This window comes from Oliverpabstia intestinalis (assembly GCF_009696065.1).
Lineage (GTDB): Bacteria > Bacillota > Clostridia > Lachnospirales > Lachnospiraceae > Oliverpabstia > Oliverpabstia intestinalis.
The window spans coordinates 1-19,819 of record NZ_VUMS01000002.1 but is presented as its reverse complement, the minus strand read 5'-3'; the positions used below and the strand labels follow the sequence as shown (position 1 = coordinate 19,819).

Here is a 19,819-nt window from a genome sequence, read left to right as displayed (position 1 = left end):
ATTATTCTGCCGGAGATATTTATTTTACGGAGGCGTATGTTATGAATCTTTATGCGATAAAAGAAAAGTGCCAACACGGATCCATTCAGGTTCCATACAGTTACTATGACTGCGGTATACCGGATTATTTTACGAGTGTACCGCTGCACTGGCACAGTGAAATGGAATTAAATTACATAAAATCTGGAAATGGTTTTTTCAAATACGAGGATCAGACCATCTCTGCCAAACCGGGAGACATCTTTCTGATCCAGCCCAACGTCCTTCATGCTATCATGTCGGATGAGCACAGCTCTTTTTTTTATGATACCATTGTTTTTCATCAGAATATGCTGGTGGGAAGTTACGATGACCGTTGTTATACAGATATTCTGTTGCCGATCTTTTCTTCCAGACGAAGAGTTCTGGTCCCTGTATCTCAGGAAACCCCGGGGTATCATGAACTCCATGATTCGGTCCGGACTATTATGCAGTGTGCGCACAATAATCTTGCAACGTCGGATCTGTTGCTGAAAAGCGAACTGCTCCGCTTATTTTATCTGCTGGCATCGACACCGGGACTCTGTACCGAACACACGGCTTCGACAGAATCCCGGCTAACCGAAACACTTCGGCCTGTTCTCACTTATATACAGAAACATCATTCCGAATCTGTTACCATAGAGCAGCTGGCAAAGATCGCTCATATGAGCAACAGTTACTTTATGAGCTGTTTCAAACAGAATTTCGGTCTCGGAGCCATTGAATATCTGAATCAGGTACGTATCCGATCAGCATGCGACCTTCTGCGCAATACGGATCGCAATATCTCCGACATTGCTTTCGATACCGGATTTCATAACCTTTCAAATTTCAATCGACAGTTTCGCACCAAGGTAGGATGTTCTCCTCAGACTTACCGAAAAGAATCCGTTCTTTCCTGATAGATCCAGTAAGTGATCATCAACATGATCCAGGCGCCGATCCAGGCAGATACTTCTGCCAGAGCAACACCACGAAAGGCCAGATATGGAGTCAGCAGCTTTACCATGACCACTCGAAGAGACACTTCCAGGACTCCTGAAAGCATCGGAACAAACGTATGTCCCATGCCCTGACACCCGTTGCGGAACACAAACAGCCATCCCAGAGGAAACAGACAGATGCCTGTAACCGCCAGAAAATCTCTTGTGTAAGAAATAATCGACGCATCATTTAACATGAAAGAAGTCAGAAACTCAGGAATACACAGCAACATCAGAGCCAGTGGAATATTTATCAGGATCGTCAGGATAACTCCTTCCCGGATACCGGTACGTATCCGCTCCTTTTTTCCGGCACCATAATTCTGTCCCACAAAAGTAAGAAGTGCCAGGCCCACTGTATTTGCCGGCTGTTCAAAAAGACTGAGGATCTTGGTGCATGCCGCATAGGCAGCCACATAGCTTGTTCCCATATTGTTGACAAATGTCTGTAATACCATTCCACCCACTGCAGTGACAGAATTCATAACGGCAACCGGCAGGCCTTTCAATGTCAGTTTTTTGATGATCACACCCAGTGGTTTCCAGTCCGTTTTTTTCGGGATCAGATTTTTTTCCTTTCCTATGTAGTAACAGCAGTAAAGGGCAGACAGAACCTGTGCCAGAACAGTGGCTAACGCTGCGCCAAAAACACCCATGTGTAACGGGAAAACGAATAACAGATCCATCAGAACGTTAGCAATGGCGGAAATTATCATTGCAACCAGAGGCACCCTGCTGTTTCCGACGGAACGCAGAAGTGTCATGGCAAAATTATTAAAAATTGTAATGGTGGTTCCCGCAAGAATTGTTCCGAAATATTGCAGTGTTTCCGTCATCAGATCTTCTGGTGTATGGAGAAATGTAAATAATGGCCGCATGAAGGCCAGACTTACCACTGTGATCACAATCCCAACGGCCAGACAGATCCAGACAGACATTGCCAGCTCTTTACGAAGTTTTTCATAATTGCCACTTCCAAAAGACTGAGAAATACAGATTCCCAATCCTCCTGTCAGACCAATTGCGAAACCGATGATCAGAAAATGTACGGAACCGGTGTTTCCAACCGCCGCAAGTGCCGTATCGCCAATTCCTTTTCCCACCACCATAGAGTCTGCAAAGCTGTATAACTGCTGAAACAGATTTCCTGCCAGGATCGGCAGGAAAAACTGTACCAGCAAACGCATACAGTTTCCCTGCGTCATATCATTTGTCGTGTTCTTACCCATTATGTTACCTCCTGATGTCTAAACGGTACTTTCCAAATACTGTCTGCTTTTAGCCAGTATTTTACTACTGAAATGATACTTTTTCCATGACATTACTATTCTGTTTTGATACTATTCTATGATGTTGAGGTAAAAGTCAGAGTGAACAGTAACATTTTCTATTCTGCAGGCGTTCCCATATAGTAGAATCCCTTGCATACGTCCAGATGAATCTGTTTGAATGTGCCAATCATAGAAGCATCCCCCGGGAAATGTACCAGAAGATTATTGCCCATTCGTCCGGTTACCAGAGATGCATCCTGATCGTTGACACTCTCTACCAGAACTTCCTGTACCGTTCCCTCAAAACGGGAAGAACGTTCTCGTGCAATTTCCTGCACCTGCGCTAAAAGACGGTCAAAACGATCTTTTACAACCTCTTCCGGCACCTGATCCTCTTTGGCCGCTGCAGGTGTTCCGCTTCTTTTGGAATAAATAAAGGTAAATGCGCTGTCATATCCCACTTTTCCGACTACATCCATGGTCTCCAGAAAGTCTTCTTCTGTCTCTCCCGGAAATCCCACAATAATATCTGTCGTCAGAGAAATATCCGGCAATTTCTCACGAATCCGGTCAACCAGTGCCAGATAGGACTCTTTTGTATACCGACGGTTCATCTCTTTTAACACCCGGCTGCTGCCTGACTGCAGAGGCAGATGAAGATGCGGACAGATCTTTTTACTCTCAGCCATCACCTCGATCAGTTCATCGGACAGATCCTTTGGATGAGAGGTCATGAACCGGATCCTCTTCAGCCCTTCAATCTTTTCAATCTCTTTTAACAACTGTGCAAATGTAATCGGATGCTCCAGATTTTTTCCATAGGAATTTACATTCTGACCAAGCAGCATGACTTCCACCACACCGTCCGCTACCAGATGTTCGATCTCTCTTACGATATCTTCCGGATTCCGGCTTCGCTCACGGCCACGGACATACGGTACGATACAGTAACTGCAGAAGTTGTTGCATCCAAACATAATGTTGACACCGGATTTGAATTTGTATTTTCGATCTACCGGCAGGTCTTCCACGATCTGATCGGTATCTTTCCAGACATCGATGATCATCCGGTCCGATTCCATAGCATAACACAGAAGTTCCGGGAACTTGAAGATGTTATGGGTTCCGAAGATCAGATCCACGAACCGGTAACTCTTTTTCAGTTTTTCCACCACATGTGCTTCCTGCATCATACAGCCACACAGCGCAATCATCATATGTGGCTTCTTCTTTTTCATGCTGCCAAGATATCCCAGACGGCCATAGACACGCTGGTTGGCATTCTCACGGACTGTACAGGTATTGTAAATAACAAAGTCTGCTTCGTCTTCTTTATCTGTCTTGATATAACCGACCGCCTCCAGAATACCATCCAGTTTTTCGGAGTCGCGGGCATTCATCTGGCACCCGAAGGTAGTCGTACAGGCATATAACGGACGTCCCAGTTCTTCTGATTTTTCTCTGACATAGATGCGGGCTTTTTCAATAAACTGCTGTTGGCGTTTCTGTTCTTCAGCAGCGGTAAGAGTTTCTTTTTTATTTTCCATCTTTATTTTCATCCTTTCGCAACTGCGGTTTCGCTCCTGTTTTTCAGAAGGCAGTCACATCGTTTTTTTCGTAAATAATGGAACTGAGCGAATAGCGCGCAGTTACCGTGCAATCTATTATTATACTGGATGGTAAGGGTAATTTCAATGAATTTTTGACCTTTCCTTCCATCTATAGTATTATAAGAAGTTGATATCATAATAAAAATAATTACTTGATTCACAAGGGAGGATTACGATGAAACGAAAAAAAACTTTCTACATTCTCCGGTATATTTTCGCAGTCGTACTGATCATTGGCGGACTTGGAAATCTGTCTGCTTCTGTTCCGTTCGGCTTATGCGTTACTCTTGCCGGAGTGTCTCTTTTTCCATTTATCTGGAATCTGATTCGTAAAAAAGCAGCGGTTGCCCGATGGGTTCCGCTTCTGGTGCCGCTTTTGTTCTTTATCGCTGCCACACCGTTTACCCCGGAAAGTGCAGCGCAGTCCAGAACAATTGCCATTACTGATGAGGCCTCTGACACACCGGAAGCTGTTGTAACGGATACTCCGGAGATTACACCTGCGGAAGTTCCGACAGACACTCCCACACCTGAGACCACACCGGAAGAAACCGCAACTCCTACACCGACAGAAACTCCTACACCGGAGCCGACAAAAGAAGCCGGTGAGATGAAAGTTCATTTTCTGGATGTGGGACAGGGATTAAGTATCCTGGTACAGTCCGATGGGCAGACCATGATTTATGACGGTGGTGATAAGAGTACTTCCAGTTTTGTGGTTTCTTATCTGCAAAAACAGAATGTTACCACCATTGACTATCTGATCTCTTCCCATTATGACAGTGACCATATGGCAGGACTGATCGGATGTTTAAATGCTTTTGATGTAAAAAATGTAATTTCCAGTGATTATGAACATGACAGTAAACTGTATCAGTCCTTTATCCAGACAGTTGCCGACAAAGGACTTCCGATGCAGCATCCTGCAGTCGGTACTGAATTTTCTTTCGGAAGCGGAAGTTTTCAGATCCTGGCTCCGGCAACCATTGATCCGAATGACAGCAATAAGAATTCAGTGGCGATCAAACTGACAAATGGTGATAATTCTTTTATTTTCACCGGAGATGCGGAAAACACCAGTGAAAAAGCCATGTGTGAATCCGGCATTGACCTCTCCTGCGATGTACTGGTTCCGGGACATCACGGTTCTGCCACAGCTACCAGCTGGGATTTTCTCCAGGCAACCGTTCCGGAATATGCAGTGATCAGCTGCGGAAAGGATAACCAGTACGGACATCCGGATAAAGATGTGATGGACAAGCTGGAATCCATGGATATTCAGGTATATCGTACCGATAAACAGGGCACGATCATCGCTGTCAGTGACGGAACAACCATCACCTGGGACCAGGAACCGTGCAATGACTACAGCCCAGGAGATAAAGAGGATAAGGGAACACAGGCACAGACGAGCAAATCAAAAGGCAGCAGTTCTTCAGGTTCGATGGCAGCTGCAAATGAAAACTCCTCTTCCGGAAATAAGGAAGTCTCTGCTGCAAGTGCAGGTGCTTCCAGCCAGGTGGAAGCCACCCCACAGGTAACAGCGGCTCCACAGGATACTTCTTCTACTTCCAACGAAGAAATGGTATGGATCACAGCTACCGGATCCAAGTACCATAATAAAAATAACTGCGGACAGACTGACCCAAGCAAGGCAAGCGAGATCAGCAGGTCAGAGGCGGAAAGTCGGGGGTATGAGCCTTGTAAGAAGTGTTTTAGATAGGTATTTTTCGTTTTTAAAAAATACCGAATAAACTTTTCTGTAAATCATAAAAATGCATCTTGTTTTCAATGTAAACCTCTGTTTGCTGAAAACAAAATGCATTTTTATGATTTCATATTTCCGAATCGTTATCTCTATTCCACTGTCACGCTCTTCGCCAGGTTTCTCGGTTTATCTACATCAAGTCCTTTCGCCACGGACACATAATATCCCATCAGCTGCAGCGGTATCACTGCCAGTGAAGTTGCAAAATGTGGATCTGTCTTTGGAATATACGTTACAAAGTCAGCAGTATCCTCAATATTATAATTGCCGTATGTCGTCAGTCCCATCAGATAAGCGCCACGGCTCTTACATTCTACCATGTTGCTGACGGTCTTTTCATACAGTGCCGGCTGGGTCAGACAGCCGATCACCAGTGTACCATCTTCAATCAGGGAAATCGTTCCATGTTTCAGTTCACCTGCGGCATATGCCTCAGAGTGGATGTAGCTGATCTCTTTCATCTTCAGGCTGCCTTCCATACTGATGGCATAATCAATGCCACGGCCAATAAAGAAAATATCTTTCGCATTGACCTGTTTTGCGGCAAACCACTGAAGGCGTTCTTTGTCATCAATGATCTTCTGAATCTTTTCCGGAAGCGTCTGCAGCTCTGCAATCAGACCGTCATATTGCTCCTGTGTGATCTCCTCTCTCACTTTCGCAAACTGGATCGCCAGCAGGTAAGAAGCAATCAGCTGAGTACTGTAGGCTTTTGTGGTTGCCACGGAGATTTCCGGTCCTGCCAGAGTGTAGAAGACATTATCTGCTTCTCTGGCGATGGAAGATCCGATCACATTGACGATTCCGAGAGTACGGACACCTTTTGATTTTGCTTCCCGAAGTGCGGCAAGGCTGTCTGCGGTTTCCCCTGACTGACTGATGATAATAGCAAGACCATTCTTATCTAACAGTGGTTTCCGGTAGCGGAATTCAGATGCCAGTTCCACACGAACCGGGATTCTTGCAAGATCTTCCAGCACATACTGCGCTGCCATACCTACATGATAGGCAGATCCGCATGCCACGATATAGATCTGACTGATGTTTTTGATTTCTTCCTCGGAAAGCCCCACATCGCTCAGATCGATCACACCATCATGCAGAACAGAATTCAGCGTATCTGCTACAGCTTTCGGCTGTTCATGGATCTCTTTGATCATAAAATGCTCAAATCCTGCTTTTTCTGCTGCTTCCGCATCCCATTCAATGACTTTCGGCTGTTTTTCCACCTCATCGCCATCCAGATTAAAGAACGTAATCTCTCCTTTTCTGACACGGGCCATCTCCAGGTTACCGATATAGTAAACATTTCTTGTATATTTTAAGATTGCAGGAACATCAGATGCAATAAAGGACTCTCCGTTTTCCACCCCAAGGATCATCGGGCTGTCTTTTCTCGCCACATAGATCTCTTCCGGATACTCCTTGAACATGATTGCCAGGGCATAAGAGCCACGGATACGAACCATGGCGTGTGTCAGGGCATCTACCGGTGTGCCTTCGTATTTTTTATAATAATAATCCACCAGTTTGACAGCCACTTCCGTATCGGTTTCTGAATAGAAGGTGTAGCCATTTCGAATCAGTTTGTCTTTTAATTCCTGATAGTTTTCAATAATACCGTTATGAACAGCTACCACATTGCCATCATCGCTCGTATGAGGATGTGCATTATTCTCAGAAGGTTCTCCGTGAGTTGCCCAACGGGTATGTCCGATTCCACAGGTTCCCGGTACAGAGTCGCCACCATTGGTCTTTTCGATCAGTTTTTTCAGGCGGCCTTTGGCTTTGATCACCTCTGCCTGTTTTTCCCCGTCTCTGACTGCGATACCGGCAGAGTCATATCCACGGTATTCCAGTTTGGACAGTCCATCCAGTAAAACCGGGGCTGCGCTGTGCATTCCGGTATAGCCTACGATTCCACACATATTATTATTTCTCCTCTCAGATCGTTTGTGTTACTGCACTTGTTTTCGCGATTATGCATATACACTCACCATTCTGCCTGAAGTACCCGACAGAACAGTATGTTCTATTTTACGCCACATGACCTTTGGCTTTTACTACGCCAACTACCTGGTCGACATATTTCCGGCAGCATTCTTCGGTCTCGGCTTCCACCATGACACGAAGTAACGGTTCTGTTCCGGATTCACGGACCAGGATACGTCCGGTGTCTCCCAGTGCCTCTTCCACTGCTTTTACCGCAGCTTTCACATCCGGATCTTCCTGGGCAGCTGTCTTATCGACTACTCTTACATTTTCCAGAACCTGCGGATAAATAGTCAGACCTTCGGTCAGCTGGCTCATCTTTGCTTTTCTAGCCATCATGACTTCCATCATCTTCAGACTGGTCAGGATACCATCTCCGGTGGAAGCGTATTTTGAAAAAATGATATGACCGGACTGTTCTCCTCCGATCCGGCAGCCGTTCTGGTTCATATATTCGTATACATATTTATCGCCTACCGCAGTTTTTGCATAGCCGATACCCAGTTCATCGAACGCTTTATAAAGACCGAAGTTTGACATGACCGTAGTTACCACGGTGTTGGTCAGAAGTTTTCCTCTCTCTTTCATGTATTTTCCATAAATATAGAGAATGGCATCTCCGTCTACCAGATTGCCTTTTTCATCGACACACAGGCAGCGGTCGGCATCTCCGTCGTAGGCAAATCCTACATCCAGTCCGTTATCTACTACATATTTCTGCAGTCCTTCGATATGGGTGGATCCGGCGTTGTTATTGATGTTGGTTCCGTCCGGCTGGGCGTTGATCACATAGGTTTTGGCTCCCAGAGCATCAAATACGGCTTTCGCGATATTCCAGGAACTTCCGTTGGCACAGTCCAGACCAACCTTAATGCCTTTGAAAGAATACATACCAAGAGAAATCAGATAACCGACATAGCGGTTTCTTCCTGCCACATAGTCCACCGTACATCCGATCCGGTCTTTATGTGCATATGGTACTTCTTCATAAGTTTCACCAAATACTTCTACTTTTCCGTCCAGATAGTCTTCTACGAGAGCGATGGTCTCTTCATCCATCTTTTCTCCGTTTCCATTGATCAGTTTGATTCCATTATCATAATATGGGTTATGACTGGCGGAGATCATGATTCCGCAGTCAAAATTATCGGTTCTTGCCACATAGGCAACGGATGGGGTTGTGGTTACATGAAGCAGGTATGCATCTGCCCCGGAAGCTACCAGACCACCTACCAGTGTGTATTCAAACATATAGCTGGATCTCCGGGTATCTTTTCCGATTACGATCCGTGCCGGTGTATCATCCCCGTTTCTGCGTTTCTGTTCTCCGTAGTACCAGCCCAGGAATCGGCCGATTTTGTATGCGTGGTCTGCAGTTAGGTTTTCATTGGCTTCTCCACGGAAGCCATCCGTTCCAAAATATTTACCCATTTTTCTTTTTTCCCTTCATAATCACATCCGGCTGTTTGTTTCAGCCTTGGATTTTTTCATGTGTTTGTCGGTTACTTTCATGTTTTTATTGCATGATATGTCAATAATTGGTCCGCTGGACCAATTTAAATTGGATTTATTGTAAATTCAATGCTTCTATCATAGTACAAATAGGGAGATGTTGCAAGTACTTTCATGCTTTTTAGAGATGGAAATGAAAAGTTGTTGTCTGACGGACGCCGAAAGAGCCCGGTTTCCAGGGGGACTCGCGTGGGCAGGGCAACTTTGAGCTAGTCGCTAACCGCCCACACAGTGCGAGTCCACCCTGGAAACCGGACTCTTTCGGCTGACTTTTAGATATGATATGTTAAATCAGTTCACGTATTCTTGTTCTTTTTAAGAAACAGAATTTTTTTCATTCATGTTTATCTCTATTTGGTTTCGTTTATGTATTTTTTCGCATCTTTCAGGAAACTTCCAACAATTAACAAAATTACCACTCCAATCGGAAAGGCAGCCACAATACTCACACTTTGCAGATTGCTCATGGAGCTTTCCGCAAACAGTAATGCGATCGGCAATGCGATCAGCAGAAGGCACCACATCAGCTGGATTCCCCGGTCGGGTTGTTCGCCTTCTTCGAGTTTGCGGTAACTGTAGCAGGAGGCTGTCAGGGCAATGGAGTCAAAGGAAGTTGCGTAGAAGGCAACCATCGTCAGCAGTACTATTACCATGATAACCGGGGCACAGGGCATGGTTTTGATCATGGATACGATCATTCCATAGAGATCGCCATCTTTCAGATATTGTGCGATAAAATCAGCTTTTCCGGTTACCTGCATTCCCATGGAGTAATTGCCGAGGATGATAAAACTGATCAGAGTGGATCCAACGCCGAAACCATAACCTCCCAGAATAGTCTGGCGGACGGTTCTTCCACGGGAGATGCTGCCGATGAAAAACGGTGCTGCCACACACCAGACCATCCAGTATGCCCAGTAATAAATCGTCCAGTTCTGTGGAAAGTTTGAGGTTCTCAGAGGATCCGTAAAGGTAGAAAGACCGATAAAGTTCTGAACCATGGTTCCCAGTGAACTCAGACCTGTCTCGATGATATAACGGGTTTCACCTCCAAACAGAAGGACAACAGCCAGCAATCCAAAAAAGAGATATATACAGATATTTGCCAGTCTGCTGATCCCCTTAAATCCGTGGAGCAAAGAATATGTATATACAGCACATGTTACCAGTAAAATAATGGCATTGATAACTGTCCGGCTTACTGTAATATGAAAAAGCTCTCCGATGATCGTTGCCATCAGCGGTGTTGCCACACTGAAGGTTGTTGCCGTTCCTGCAAGCAGGGCAAATACAGCCAGAAGATCAATGATTCTTCCTGCCCAGCCATCGGTATGTTTCCCCAGGATCGGACGGCAGGCTTCAGAGTATTTCTGGCGGTTTCTTTTTCTTACATGGAGCATAAAACCGAATGCCACAGCCAGTACCAGATAGAATCCCCACGGGATAAAACTCCAGTGAAACAGCGGATAGACGCCTGCCCATTCCTGGATGCTTCCCATCTCTTCCAGGTGAGGATCTGTCGCATATAATACCCATTCCGAGAAAGAGTAAAATAAAATATCCGCTGCAAGACCGCAGGTAAACATCATTGCTCCCCAGGAAAAGAAAGAGTATTTCGGCTTTTCTCCTTTTTCACCAAGTACGATATCGCCGTATTTCGATCCTGCGATATACAGAGACAACAGGAAAATTCCAAGTCCGATCACCAGATAATATGTTCCAAAAGTATCTCCGAAGAAAAACCGGATCTGGCTCAGAACTGCATTTGACTGATCCGGCAGGAGAAAAAACAGGATGCACAGTGCAATCACGATTCCAAGAGGAACCAGTGTAATCATCCAGTCGATCTTTCCTTTTGTATTTGTTATATTTTTATTCATCACTATGTTACTCCTTTTTTGTGTATAAATCACGGTAGCTGTTATCCAGGGCGATCAGCTCTTCCAGGTTATCCACCTCGATCAGATCACCCGGATGCATCGGTCGGATGCCAAGCCGGTATTCCTTCGGATAGCAGAACATCGCCACATCGTCCCAGTAGATCTGTCTGTTTTTCTTCTCTTCAAATTCCACTTCCAGGTGATGTTTCAGCCGTTTTCCATCTTCTTTGCTCCATCGGGAGATGCTGTACAGCTGCCAGCCACCCTTCCCTCCGTTTCTGCTGCAGGAAACAACGATTCCGTCTTCTACCTGCTGCAGCCATTCATCCGTCTCTTCGTCCGTCCAGATACTATTATAACCGGAACGTTCAAACTCCGGAGAAAGGATTGTTCTGTTATACACAATCTGATCACCGTCCAGGATCATGGCATTTTCTATATGATCCCGCGCTACATACAGTGAAGAAATGTTGTTGCAGGTATCATAATAAGGATTTTCAATAATTGTCACACCCGGATATTCCTGTTCCAGCGTGTAAAACTGTTCTTTCAGATAACCAACCACAATATAAATTTCCGTGATCCCATTCTCATGAAGACCCTGAATCACTGTATCGATCATCCGCTCACCGTTGACTTTCACCAGTGGTTTCGGTGTGGTCAGTGTGACTGGCCGCATCCGGTTGCCCAGACCGGCAGCCATTATAATTGCCCGTTCTGCTTTATTCATGATTTTTTGCTCCTTTGATTTGACTGAGTTCTTCCTTTACAATTCTATAATACTCTTTCGCATATCGGTACTGCCGCAGCGAATACTCGCCAAACTCTACACCCAGACTTTTTTTATACTCACACCAGTTGCTCCACAAAAGTCCGCATGCTGCGATATAGCAGTAGATCTTGATCCGGATCTCATTTTTGCACCCTTCCGGAAAATAAGCATCGATCAGCGCATCCACCTGCTCCCTGTCATACATCGCATAAACAGCAAACATGGCAATATCTACATGAGGATCCTGCATCCCTGCGTACTCCCAGTCTATCAGGCGGATCTCCTCTTCACCGTTTTTTTCTATAAACAGAAAATTATCCGGCACTGCATCGATATGGGTCAGTACCTTTTCCCCACTCCACTGTTCAATATATGGACGAAGTTCCAGTACATGCTCTTTTGTCTTCTGATAATCCCGGTAATCTGATGGAGTATTACCCCACAGCTTTTCGTAAAACTCCATCTGCCCGAAAATATCAAAGGTATGCTCCACCTGCAGTTTCATCTCATGAAACCTTCTCAGGCGCTTCATGCATTTTTCCACGTCCCCGGGACATTCAGGATCACAGACTCTCGCACCTTCCAGAAATTCCGTGATCTTGTATCCATTCTCCGGATTGATATATGCAATGTCATCGCATATTTTCTTTCCGTCGATGGTCTGATAAACTGCTGCTTCTTCCCTCCGGTCGATCAGCTGTTCCGTTCCCTCACCGGGGATGCGCATAATGTATTTTTTTCCCTTAGTTGTAAATAAGAAGGATCTGTTGGTCATTCCCTTTTTCAGTACGGTGATATCGGTAATCTCGTCCTGTTTTACACCAAGTGCCTGGCAGATTACCTGGATCGCATCGGTTTTTAACTGGCCGGAATGGCTGTCAAGTTCCCGCAGCTGTTCGTATGTATTGATTTCTACAACATCCGAACCGTGTACCACCCTGGCAGCAACGATCATTTTATCTTTTCGATATAATGCTTCCTCCCAGAAAACACCGTCATATCGCAGATCCCTGCTCAGCTTTTCTATGTTTTCCGCAACGATACCTGCTTCTTCCCCGGTCAGATAACAGATTCCGATCATTGCATTGCCGCCATTTCCTTCCGGAACCGTGACCAGTTCCATTTTCCGGTTGACGCGGACAGAGCTTTCATTTTCCACCAGATCACTGACCATGTACCAGGAGTAGGACTCGTACCGGTCAAAGGGATTCCGGTCACACCAGATGTCGCAGGGAATGATATACGCATTCTCCAGATGGCGTCTCACCAGCCTGACAGAATGTAAATTGTTTTTCGTCATATAGTCCGGATTAACCACCAGTTCCACACCAAACTCATCGATCAGATACTCATATCGCTCTTTCATAAATCCGACTACCACATAGATCTCCCGGATCCCGACTTCATGAAGCTGGCGGATCTGCCGCTCAATCAGAGGTTCTTTGTTGACTTCCAACAGTCCTTTCGGCACCTCTGTGTTGATGGGAACCATCCGCATCCCGAAACCGGCTGCCAGGATAATCGCTCTTTTCGGAGACCGCTCCTGAAATTCTTTCTTTGCCCGGGAAGTCGGCCATAACTGCTCATCCAGATAGCCCTGAGCCACCAGTTCTTTCACCGAACGATTCACCACCCCCAGCGAATGTCCGGAAGCTTCTGCCAGCATCCGCTGGTTGATAAAGGGAGTCTGTAATAGTATTTTCATGATATCGCTTTCTTGTTTGTTCATATACAGTCTGTTTTCTCCTTTTGTGAACATTTGATTTATAAATAACCCGGTCTTCACCTGGAAAACCGGGTACGAATTACTCTTGTCATACTTTAGCACAATAAACAGGATTTGTCAAATTATCTCCCTGATTTTCTCCTGCAGGATCTTTCCCACCACTTCGGAAAACTGCTGAATATTCTCGATCCGCACAAAATCTCGTCCAAAGATCCGGTGAGCGGTCTGGAGTCCGCGCTCTGTCCCCATGAAAATACCTACGACCTGAATGCCTTTCCTTTTCAGGTGCTGTACCTGTTCGGTCGTGTCTTCCACTGCAATCTGATCCGTGTATTCTCTGTTTTTGTAAAATGCACCTTCGGCTGCGATCCGGTCATCCTGCGGGCTGCCATCGGTGAGGACAAGCAATAACTTCTTCTCCTGTTCACTGTTTTCCATCAGATGACCGGCTCCCCGAAGTGCCAGTCCGTCGCGGTTATTCCCCACCGCCACATAGGAAAATACCTCTTCTGCCCGGTCTATCTCCCCGTAAGACTGAAACAACCGCAAAACCGTATATCCGCGAATACTGCAATAAGAATACACCTGTAGCGGAATCCTGCAAAGATCCAGACTTTTCACAAGAATATAGGATTGCGCTGCAATCTGTTCCTGACTGTCTTTCCGGGAGGAGGACGCATCAATCAGGATATCTACGGAGAACCCTGCATCTGATACCTCTTCTCTTTTTTCAAAGATTCTTGGATCCTCCAGATACAGTGCTCTCCATACCTGACTGGCACAGATTTTTCCCTGTCTTGCCCGTAAAGGAACGTCATCAAGGCGGGTATCCAGTTCCAGACGGAGTTTTTCTGTCATTCTGCGGATACTGTTCTCATAGATGGTTCGATTTTTCTCGTAATACTGCCGATTTTTCTCTGTCTGTCTTCTGCAATTCTCCCGGAACTCCTGAATCCCCTTTGCCTCTCTTCTGTCAATCTTCTTTTCCGCTTCAGCCGCTTTTTCGTTCCACCATTCTCCGGCCGGAGAAACAGCCTTCGAATATCCTTCGGTTATATAAATATGGCTGTTTTTATGATTCTCTGTACACAATTCTTCTTCCATCAGTTTTTCTTCCCCGGGAGAACAGATACTGGAACCAAAACATCCCTCAATATACGCCCGGTCTTTTTCCCCGTCTCCCTTCCTGGAAAACTGAAGCAGATAATGTCTGGCTCTTTCCATGGTTCCTCCGTTTCCGGACTCTTCCCACACCGGATCGTCATACCGCTTTGTCTTCACGTAGGTAGCATGCATCTTGCCGATCGAATGAAATGCAGGCAGCAGTTTTTGCAGAAAATACGTTCCCCGCTCTTTTTTTATCGGCTTCGGTTCATAAGAAAAATATTTCCACAGGATCACTTTCATCCTGGCGATGATCTGTTCGATCTCCATATCTCCGGTAAACGTCAGTTCCTGAAGCAGTTCTTCCATTCTTCCGGATAACCCGGAGTCCTGACCCAGAATAGCCGCACAATGTCCGTTTCGCAGCTGATCAATCAGTTCATATTCTTTAAACGAACGATACCTCCCCAGATTTTCCTGTGCATATTCCTGGCGAAGATCCGTAAGTGCCGGCCGATGCGCCTGTTCTTTTTCGTATAATGCCTGTTCCAGACCGATCCACAGCATCCCCTGATATAGTTCCTCCTGCCTGCCACCGAGCATATGAAAAAATGTTTCCAGTTTTTGGGCATCATACCACTTATAACTGAGACCGATAATAATATTCAGATACATATCCGCCGTCCCATCCGGTGCATAGGCGAGAAACAGCGGTTCCAGCCCATACTGTTCCGCCGCTGCCCAAACAAAATTTCTCGCTCTCCGTTCTTCCTGCATCTCCTGCTGTTCCATGTCTTTGCACTGTCCTTTTATTATGATAGAGTGTTTATGCGAATTCTTTTCTGCGAGAACCACATTTTTCTTCAAATAAATCTTCCGGTTTCATCTTTTTTGAGATTCGTCCCCGAATCGTATCCTGAATCAGTGTCTGCTCATATGGGTCAAAGGTTTTATTGGTAATTCCCATGTCCAGCGCATCCTGTACGTTCAATCCTTTTTCCATCAGTGCCACACCGTCAAGAAGCCCCCGAAGATCCATGGCACGGGAAGAAATCTGGGCATTTTCACACTTTTTCTGAAGATCCAGGTAGACGGCTGCCAGTTCTTTTGCACCTTCAGTTTTCAGTGTCGGATAGTGATCCTGTAATAACAAAATCAGGTGTTCCTGCGAGATCATCGGCATCCGGATCACCACAAAGCGGGAAACCAGTGCTTCGTTCAGTTCTTTTGTTCCCGCATACCCATAGTTCATCGTGGCGATGAAACGGGTGGCCGGGTGCAGGTCGATCCGCTCATATCCCGGCACATCGATGCTTCTTCGAAAGTCCAGCGTTCCATGAAGTACCGCCAGAGCTTCATTTTTTGCCATATTAATCTCGTCGAGCACCGCAAATCCACCATGCTGCGCCGCACAGCAGATCGGACCCGGACGGAAAATTACTTCCTGTTTTTTAAAAGTATCCATACCGATCAGAGATGCAGCATCCATATTGACATGAAACGATACATCCCACCGCGGTCTTGCGAATGCGGCGGCAAGATTTTCCGCAAAAATATTTTTTCCGGTGGCTTTATGACCAACAAGCAAAATATTTTTCCCGCATAAAAGTGCCGTCACTGCCCTTTCCCAGATATCTGTTCCATAATAAATGTTACTCGGAACGGGTATCCTGGACTGAAACTGTGGCTCCACGGGATATTGTTTTCGAAATTCAAGTATGGACTCCTTTAATTCCGGTCTGATCTGCAGATGCTCTATGATATCAAACACCATTGATTACTTCCTTTCTGTTTCTTTCTGAAATGCTGTAACTATCATATCACAAATCTGTTATTTGTAAAATCAATCCGGTTGTGAAGCTGTTGCTTTCGTGATAAGATATCTGCATACATTATTTATGAGGGGGAAGGTTCATGAAAAAATGTTCAAGCTGCGGTGCGGCTTATAATGACAGCACAAATTTTTGCAGTTCCTGCGGCACACGGCTGACTGCTGTGTCAGCACAAAGATCCAGACATCCCGGGCCTAAAAAGAAGCAGCACAGGCTCGTTGGCCGTCTGGCTGTTCCCGCTGTCGTTCTTATTCTTGTTTTATCCACCGTTTTTATTTTCTTCTGTCGAAAGGAGTATAAGCCTTTGATCGTTGATCATAATCCATCTATCTATACCTACGAAGATCTGGTTTCAGATACTGATCTGTTAAAATCCCGTTATTCCTCTGTTTTCTCTGCGGACAGTCTCGGAGAAACTGCAGATGGGCGGCAGATTCTCCATTTTATTATCGGAAATGAAGATGCTTCCAGAAAAATACTGGTCAACGGCGGTATTCACGCCCGGGAATATATCACCTGTCAGCTTGTCATGAAGCAGACAGTCTCTTTTCTTAAACATATAAAAAGCGGAGATTCCTACGGAGATATTTCCTATAAAGATCTGCTTCAGGATACAGCGATCCATGTGATCTGCATGGTAAATCCGGATGGTGTTTCCATCAGTCAACAGGGACTGGACGGTGTTCAGACCGATACAGTCCGGAAGAATCTGGAACAGATCTCACAGATGGATGGGGCTTCTCTTTCAGATAATGATTATCTCGAACAATGGAAATCCAATGCAAACGGTGTGGATCTGAACCGAAACTTTGATGCTTTATGGGACAGTTACGCGGATCCTGCCGGACACCCATCTGCCGATCATTACAAAGGAACGGCACCCGGATGTGAAGCAGAAAGTAATGCTCTTATTCAGCTTACTCTACAGGAACACTTTTCCCGTACGATCAGCTATCACACACAGGGAGATGTCATTTACTGGTATTTCGGCCAGGAAGGCAGTCTCTACGACCAGACTCTCTCTTTTGCCAACACGATCGCTGCTGCAACAGGCTATCCACTGGACGCTGATTATCAGGCTCTCGATCCCGCCGGGTATAAGGACTGGGCGATCCTGAGTCAGGGGATTCCCAGTCTGACCATCGAAGTCGGCACCGGAGATACCCCTGTTTCACCTGATCAGTTTGAAACTATCTGGGAGGAAAATCAGTTTGTGTGGGAGGAAATGCTTAAAACATTATAATTATACATAAAAGACAGCCATACAGGAGGAAATCTTTGTCTTCCTCTGTATGACTGTCTTTTTCGATTATTTGCTTACAGATTTGTATTTCTCAGATCCAGCTGTCATCTCCACCGGTGATCGCCAGGCTCAGCAGGGCATCCATTTTTTCTACTTCTTCCACACCTTCTATTTTCTCGATCAGTTCTGCGGTATCAAGAACATCTTCCAGGGACTCATCCGGACCGATTTCATAGTCAATCTCGGCTTCGCAGTCCGGGCATGGGATTCTTTTCATCGTCTGCAGGGACAGGAACCGATTGCCGCATTTTTTACATTCATAAAATCCGCACTCTTTGGTGCCGTCTGGTACGTAATACATTATTTTATACTCCTCTTTTCTTTCTGAGAATAAGCAAAAAAGTCATCCGCTTTCTTATCAATTTTACCATTCCCACAACCGGATAGCAAGTATCATGACTGCCTGCTTTATTTTATCTTGCTATTTTCCCCTGGAACAGATACAATAAGTACAAATCTTTTCCATCCTGTGGCTAGGGGTAAATCAATTTTTATACAAGGAGAATTCTAATTATGATACGTTTTAATAATGATTACAATCACGGTGCCCATCCTGAGATTCTGGAGGCGTTGAGTGCTGTCAATGATAATAGTTTTGGAGGGTACGGTGAAGATGAATGGTGTAAAAAAGCAGCCGACCTGATCCGAGAAAGAGTTCATTGCCCGGATGCAGCCGTTCACTTTTTCCCGGGTGCTACGCAGGCAAACTTTATCGTGATCGCCAGTGCGCTTTCTTCTGTTCAGAGTGTGATTGCTGCAGATACAGGACATATTAACTGTCACGAGGCAGCTTCCGTGGAAAATACAAACCACAAGATCCAGACGATCCCAAATACAGACGGAAAAATCACCGCCGCGCAGATTGACGCATGCGCCGGTGCTTATTATGAGGAAAACGAACCGGAATATTATACAGAACCTAAGATGGTTTATTTGTCTTTTCCTACCGAACAGGGCACTTTGTATTCACTGGAAGAATTAAAAGCAATCCGTGAGGTTTGTGATAAATATGGAATGTATTTGTTTGTGGACGGCGCACGTCTTGGATATGGACTTGGTGCTGTGGAAAATGATATCAGCGTTGAGGATTTTGCAGCTCTTACGGATGTTTTTTATTTTGGCGGAACAAAATGCGGCGCTTTGTTTGGTGAGGCTGTGGTTATCACTTCGAATGATCTGAAACGGAGATTTAAAGCTTTTATGAAGCAAAACGGAGCAGTTCTGGCAAAGGGATGGCTTCTGGGACTGCAGTTTTATACGTTGCTGGAGAATGATCTTTATTCTGAAATCACGAAAAAAGCGGATGTGCTGGCTATGAAAATCCGGGATGCTTTTGCAAAGAAAGGGATTACTTTCTGGGTAGAGAGTCCTACGAATCAGCAGTTTGTGATTTTGAATGAAAAGCAGCAGGAAGTGCTTGGACAGAATTATACATTTGAAAAAACCGGAAGTACACCGGACGGGGTTATTGCGAGATTTTGTACGAGTTGGGCTACCACAGAGGAAGAAGTGGCTCAGTTGATCGGGGATATTGAGAAATTGTAACTTGTCTGTTGTTCGTTCGAAGAGGGAGCTTCAGGACTTCAGGACGGACGAAAGGACGGACGAAAGGACGGACGAAAGGACGGACGAAAGGGAGTGCATGCCCGTTGGGAGCGGACAACCGCTGGTAACGCAAATCTGAGCTAATCGTCAACTCCGACTATGTTCACGAGGGTCGGCTGACCCTCGTGAAAGTCTGCGTAGACGCTGAGGCTGTAAAAAATCTTGTGTCTTTGGAAAGTGAATCTTTCTGATAAGAAATAGATATGTAAGGTTTTGCTGTCGAAAGTCATAACCACCACTTCAAGTGGTGGTTTGTTGTTGACCCTATAAGGGTCCTATGCCTGCACGCCTAAAAGGCGGATGCCTCAAGCATTCATACCGGCTTGCCTCTGAAAGAGGCTTACCGTCGTGTATCTTCTCTTTTAGATTCTTCTTTTTGCTGCTGTATATATTCTTTTACAGCTTCTTCTGTAATATTGCCTACTGTCGCTACATAATAT

15 protein-coding genes and 1 pseudogene are annotated in these 19,819 nt (G+C 45.4%); 5 read left to right on the top strand and 11 right to left on the bottom strand.

Annotated elements, in window-relative coordinates; translation table 11 throughout:
- Positions 1-41: 41 nt before the first annotated feature.
- On the top strand, positions 42-923 hold the full coding sequence (locus FYJ57_RS00960) for an AraC family transcriptional regulator (protein WP_205839882.1): 882 nt from the start codon (positions 42-44) through the stop codon (positions 921-923).
- On the opposite strand, the gene FYJ57_RS00955 is transcribed toward FYJ57_RS00960, so the two are convergent.
- Positions 896-2,233 (bottom strand): MATE family efflux transporter, encoded by a 1,338-nt coding sequence (locus FYJ57_RS00955; RefSeq protein ID WP_154431195.1) that lies wholly within the window; start codon positions 2,231-2,233, stop codon positions 896-898. The genes FYJ57_RS00960 and FYJ57_RS00955 overlap by 28 nt on opposite strands.
- Positions 2,234-2,391: 158 nt before the next feature.
- Positions 2,392-3,822, bottom strand: a complete 1,431-nt coding sequence (miaB, locus tag FYJ57_RS00950) for a tRNA (N6-isopentenyl adenosine(37)-C2)-methylthiotransferase MiaB (protein WP_227339012.1) — start codon at positions 3,820-3,822, stop codon at positions 2,392-2,394.
- A gap of 238 nt (positions 3,823-4,060) precedes the next feature.
- Between miaB and FYJ57_RS00945 the strand changes: the two genes are divergently transcribed.
- Positions 4,061-5,608: a ComEC/Rec2 family competence protein gene (locus FYJ57_RS00945; protein WP_235904315.1), complete on the top strand. Its 1,548-nt coding sequence runs from the start codon at positions 4,061-4,063 to the stop codon at positions 5,606-5,608.
- A gap of 134 nt (positions 5,609-5,742) precedes the next feature.
- Here FYJ57_RS00945 and glmS read toward each other — a convergent pair whose 3' ends face one another.
- The 7 genes from glmS to FYJ57_RS00910 form a co-directional block, all read right to left on the bottom strand.
- Positions 5,743-7,581 carry a glutamine--fructose-6-phosphate transaminase (isomerizing) gene (gene glmS / locus FYJ57_RS00940; protein ID WP_154431194.1) on the bottom strand — a complete coding sequence of 613 codons (1,839 nt, stop codon included), beginning with the start codon at positions 7,579-7,581 and terminating at the stop codon, positions 5,743-5,745.
- A gap of 109 nt (positions 7,582-7,690) precedes the next feature.
- A complete protein-coding gene (glmM, locus tag FYJ57_RS00935; RefSeq protein WP_022172174.1) occupies positions 7,691-9,076 on the bottom strand; it encodes a phosphoglucosamine mutase in 1,386 nt (461 codons plus the stop codon).
- Positions 9,077-9,507: 431 nt separating this feature from the next.
- Positions 9,508-11,037 (bottom strand): BCCT family transporter, encoded by a 1,530-nt coding sequence (locus FYJ57_RS00930; protein WP_154431193.1) that lies wholly within the window; start codon positions 11,035-11,037, stop codon positions 9,508-9,510.
- A 7-nt stretch (positions 11,038-11,044) separates the two neighbouring features.
- Positions 11,045-11,767, bottom strand: coding sequence for an NTP transferase domain-containing protein (locus FYJ57_RS00925; protein WP_154431192.1), 723 nt, complete (start codon positions 11,765-11,767; stop codon positions 11,045-11,047).
- Positions 11,760-13,538: a phosphotransferase gene (locus FYJ57_RS00920; RefSeq protein ID WP_154431191.1), complete on the bottom strand. Its 1,779-nt coding sequence runs from the start codon at positions 13,536-13,538 to the stop codon at positions 11,760-11,762. The genes FYJ57_RS00925 and FYJ57_RS00920 overlap by 8 nt, the downstream gene beginning before the upstream one ends.
- Before the next feature lie 114 nt (positions 13,539-13,652).
- On the bottom strand, positions 13,653-15,431 hold the full coding sequence (locus tag FYJ57_RS00915) for a vWA domain-containing protein (RefSeq protein ID WP_154431190.1): 1,779 nt from the start codon (positions 15,429-15,431) through the stop codon (positions 13,653-13,655).
- A gap of 34 nt (positions 15,432-15,465) precedes the next feature.
- Positions 15,466-16,413: an AAA family ATPase gene (locus FYJ57_RS00910; RefSeq protein ID WP_154431189.1), complete on the bottom strand. Its 948-nt coding sequence runs from the start codon at positions 16,411-16,413 to the stop codon at positions 15,466-15,468.
- Between the two features lie 140 nt (positions 16,414-16,553).
- On the opposite strand from FYJ57_RS00910, the pseudogene FYJ57_RS16470 reads away from it, so the two are divergent.
- Positions 16,554-16,598, top strand: a pseudogene (locus FYJ57_RS16470) (hypothetical protein); the annotation flags it as partial.
- Here FYJ57_RS16470 and FYJ57_RS15085 read toward each other — a convergent pair.
- Entirely contained in the window at positions 16,583-16,738 is a 156-nt protein-coding gene (locus tag FYJ57_RS15085; protein ID WP_205839881.1) for a hypothetical protein, read from the bottom strand. The pseudogene FYJ57_RS16470 and the gene FYJ57_RS15085 sit on opposite strands and share 16 nt — an antisense overlap.
- Positions 16,739-16,775: 37 nt before the next feature.
- Between FYJ57_RS15085 and FYJ57_RS00905 the strand changes: the two genes are divergently transcribed.
- Complete coding sequence (locus FYJ57_RS00905; RefSeq protein ID WP_205839880.1) at positions 16,776-17,714, top strand: M14 family zinc carboxypeptidase; 939 nt, start codon at positions 16,776-16,778, stop codon at positions 17,712-17,714.
- Positions 17,715-17,805: 91 nt separating this feature from the next.
- On the opposite strand, the gene FYJ57_RS00900 is transcribed toward FYJ57_RS00905, so the two are convergent.
- Entirely contained in the window at positions 17,806-18,075 is a 270-nt protein-coding gene (locus FYJ57_RS00900) for an FmdB family zinc ribbon protein (protein ID WP_022171700.1), read from the bottom strand.
- Between the two features lie 212 nt (positions 18,076-18,287).
- Here FYJ57_RS00900 and FYJ57_RS00895 point away from each other — a divergent pair, with 212 nt between their 5' ends.
- Positions 18,288-19,319 carry a threonine aldolase family protein gene (locus tag FYJ57_RS00895; RefSeq protein WP_154431187.1) on the top strand — a complete coding sequence of 344 codons (1,032 nt, stop codon included), beginning with the start codon at positions 18,288-18,290 and terminating at the stop codon, positions 19,317-19,319.
- The last annotated feature ends 500 nt before the right edge of the window (positions 19,320-19,819 follow it).